The sequence below is a fragment of the Streptomyces hainanensis genome, from assembly GCF_004348415.1.
GTDB lineage: Bacteria > Actinomycetota > Actinomycetes > Streptomycetales > Streptomycetaceae > Streptomyces > Streptomyces hainanensis.
The window spans coordinates 1-2,306 of sequence record NZ_SMKI01000744.1 but is presented as its reverse complement, the minus strand read 5'-3'; the positions used below and the strand labels follow the sequence as shown (position 1 = coordinate 2,306).

Genomic DNA, 2,306 nt, shown 5'->3' with positions numbered 1-2,306 from the left:
GAAGGGGGACCTCGCCGAGTCCCTGTTCCTCGACCTCACGGAGATCGCCGAACCGTTCGGCGACGACCTCCTGCGGCGCGGGCCCTACAGCCTGAACGGTCGTCTCTACGGCCTGGACTCCGACGCCCCGATGTAGGACGCGACCGCCGCCGGTGCCAGGTGCGACCGGCCCACCCGGTCGAGGCCGAGCGCCAGCAGGACCAGGCCGGCGGTCGCCACCAGTTCGCCGAGCCACAGGTGGGCGGCGAAGCGGTCGGTGGTGGCGAGGGCCATCGGCGGTCGGGCGAACATCGCGTCCGCCAGCACCGCCCCGGCGACCGCGCCCGCCACCTGGGCGGGCGCGTAGCCGGCCACGTCGCGCAGGCGCGGGCCGGTGCCCGTGCGACGGCCCACGAGGTGGGCGGCGAGCGAGACCAGCGGGTTGAAGTGGGCGCCGGAGACCGGCCCGAGCAGAGCGATCAGCGTGCCGAGGCCGAGGACGGTCGCGAGGGAGTTGGCGAGCAGCCGGACGCCGGCGTCGTCGGTCAGCTCGGCGGCCTGGATGCCGGAGCCGACCACCACCGCGACCAGCGCGGCCGTGCCGATCGCCTCGGCCGCCGCGCGCCGCGCCAGGGACGGCGGGGGGCCGCTCACGCCGGGGTCAGGAGCGGCGCGGCGAGGCGGGCCAGGGCGGCGGGCCGCACCCGGTAGTAGACCCAGGTGCCGCGCCGTTCGGAGTCGACGAGGCCGGCGTCGCGCAGCACCTTCAGATGGTGGGAGATCGTCGGCTGGGAGACGTCGAAGCGGCCGGTCAGGTCGCAGACGCACGCCTCGCCGCCCTCGTGCGAGGCGATCAGGGAGAGCAGCCGCAGCCGGATCGGGTCGGACAGCGCCTTGAACATCCGGGCCAGCTCGGCGGCGTCCGCCTCGCCGAGCGGCTCCCGGACCATGGGGGCGCAGCAGACGGCGGTCTGGTCGAGCAGCGGGAGTTCGGCTTGCTTTGACATGGATCTATATTGACTCCCGTCGAAGCAAATGCCAAGCTCGACTGCATCGACAGTTATCGATGCAAGGAGTGGTTCCGCATGTCCCGCGTTCAACTGGCCCTGCGCGTCAGCGATCTGGAGGCGTCGATCGCCTTCTACTCCCGCCTCCTCGGCGTCGAACCGGCCAAGCGCCGCCCCGGCTACGCGAACTTCGCCGTCGCCGAGCCGCCCCTGAAGCTCGTGTTGATCGAGGGGGAGGCCGGGGAGGCGGCCACCCGGCTCGATCACCTCGGCGTCGAGGTGGCCGACGGCGCGGAGGTCGCCGTCGCGGCCGGACGCCTGTCGACGCGGGGGCTGCCCACCGTCGAGGAGAACGACGTCGCCTGCTGCTACGCCGTGCAGGACAAGGTCTGGGTGACCGGACCCGGCGGCGAGCGGTGGGAGGTGTACGCGGTCAAGGGAGACGCCGACACCCGCTGCGGCACCGCCGACACAGTCTGCTGCCGCGCGGCGCAGGCGTAGCCGAAACGGATCGAGCCGTCACCAACCGTAGAATCTCGGCCATGTCCAACGAGTCGAACGTGATCGAATTGGCCCGGTTTCGGATTCTGGACGGGGCCGAGCGGCTGCTGGTCTCCGAGCGGCCCCGGATGATCGAGGCGCTGCACCGGCGGTTTCCCGGGTGCCTGGGCGCCTATCTGACCAAGGAGGACGACGGGAGCTGGCTCGACGTGATCGTCTGGCGGAGCCGGGAGGAGGCCGATGAGGCGGCGCGGATGATCACGACGATTCCGGAGTGCGCCGCCTGGTTCGGGCATATCTCCGAGTCCGGCGGGATCCGGCACGTGGAGGTGGTCGACGCCTGGGTGCCCGGAAGAGCCGGTAGCTGAGCTCGATCAGCGCGGCCGCCACGACCGCGAACCCCACGGCCGTCCACGGGAGGTAGGCGCCGACCAGGCGGAGCGCGAAGAAGTGCTGGAGGAAGGGGACGAGCAGCACCACCGCGAACGCGGCCGCCATCGCGGCGAGCAGCAGGATCCGCCAGCCGGTCAGCGGCCGCGCGATGATGCAGAGCACCCAGAGCCCGATCAGGAACAGGGTGAGCGTCGCGGCGCTGGTCTCCGCCTCCCGGGACGAGGCGGAGCCGCCGTAGTGGGCCCTGGCCAGCAGGTAGACGCCGATGGTGGCGGCCCCGGCGATCAGGCCGAACGGGAGGGCCAGGCGGAGCACCCGGGGCACGAAGCCGGCGCGGGCCCTCGCCGTGTTGGGGGCCAGGGCGAGGAAGAACGCGGGGGTGCCGATGGTCAGCGCGGACAGCAGCGTGAGGTGGCGGGGGAGGAA

The 2,306-nt window shown here is 72.7% G+C and carries 3 protein-coding genes and 2 pseudogenes; 2 read left to right on the top strand and 3 right to left on the bottom strand.

What is annotated here, in order from left to right; genetic code table 11:
• Positions 1 to 120: 120 nt before the first annotated feature.
• Positions 121 to 633, bottom strand: a pseudogene (locus tag E1283_RS35470) (aquaporin); the annotation flags it as partial.
• Positions 630 to 986, bottom strand: coding sequence for an ArsR/SmtB family transcription factor (locus E1283_RS35465; protein WP_165956361.1), 357 nt, complete (start codon positions 984 to 986; stop codon positions 630 to 632). The gene E1283_RS35465 and the pseudogene E1283_RS35470, both read right to left, overlap by 4 nt.
• Before the next feature lie 78 nt (positions 987 to 1,064).
• On the opposite strand from E1283_RS35465, the gene E1283_RS35460 reads away from it, so the two are divergent.
• The gene (locus E1283_RS35460; RefSeq protein WP_132822272.1) at positions 1,065 to 1,487 is read left to right on the top strand and encodes an ArsI/CadI family heavy metal resistance metalloenzyme; all 423 of its coding nucleotides are present in this window, start codon (positions 1,065 to 1,067) and stop codon (positions 1,485 to 1,487) included.
• 41 nt (positions 1,488 to 1,528) lie between these two features.
• On the top strand, positions 1,529 to 1,855 hold the full coding sequence (locus tag E1283_RS40095; RefSeq protein ID WP_425086278.1) for an antibiotic biosynthesis monooxygenase: 327 nt from the start codon (positions 1,529 to 1,531) through the stop codon (positions 1,853 to 1,855).
• On the opposite strand, the pseudogene E1283_RS35455 reads toward E1283_RS40095, so the two are convergent.
• Positions 1,746 to 2,306, bottom strand: a pseudogene (locus tag E1283_RS35455) (hypothetical protein); the annotation flags it as partial. The gene E1283_RS40095 and the pseudogene E1283_RS35455 sit on opposite strands and share 110 nt — an antisense overlap.